This window comes from Bradyrhizobium sp. WYCCWR15520 (genome assembly GCF_056174665.1).
On the sequence record NZ_JBWBWM010000167.1, the window covers coordinates 1 to 681 of the forward strand.

At 56.2% G+C, this 681-nt stretch carries 1 protein-coding gene; it reads left to right on the top strand.

Features of this window, described 5'->3' with window-relative positions; genetic code table 11:
* Positions 1-681 (top strand): acetamidase/formamidase family protein (locus AC0QUY_RS42670; protein ID WP_475391741.1); only part of this gene is annotated, 681 nt, incomplete at both ends.

A 681-nucleotide genomic window follows, 5' to 3' on the forward strand; every position in this document is an offset into this window, starting at 1 on the left:
ATCTATGAGGTCGACGCATCAGGCGAACGCAACTGGGCGAAAGCCGTGTACAATTTCCAATGGACTCCACAGACCGATCCTTCGGGCGTCGTGCACAAAACCATCGACTATCCCGGCGTTCCGGTCGATCACTCCACAATCAAGGAGAACCACGGCATCCTGAAGAATGTGCGCATTCCGATACGTCCGCATTTCGGCGTCATCGGCCTGGCACCAAAGGAAGCCGATATCGTCGATTCAATTCCGCCGAGCTATACCGGAGGCAACATCGACAATTGGCGGATCGGCAAGGGCGCCACGATGTATTATCCGGTCGCGGTCGAAGGCGGCCTGCTGTCTGTTGGCGACCCACACGCTTCGCAGGGAGACTCCGAGCTTTGCGGCACGGCCATCGAAAGCTCGCTGAACGGCACCTTCCAGATCATTCTGCACAAGAAAGCCGACCTCGTCGGCACGGCTCTCGAAGCCCTCGACTATCCGATGCTGGAAACCAGGGATGAGTGGCTGGTGCACGGCTTCAGCTTCGCCAATTATCTCACCGAACTGGGAGACAAGGCGCAGTCAGACATTTACTCGAAATCGTCGGTTGACCTGGCTTTGCGCGATGCTTTCCGCAAGATGCGCAAATTCCTGATGACAACCAAGAAGCTGACCGAAGATGAGGCAATCTCCTTGATTACG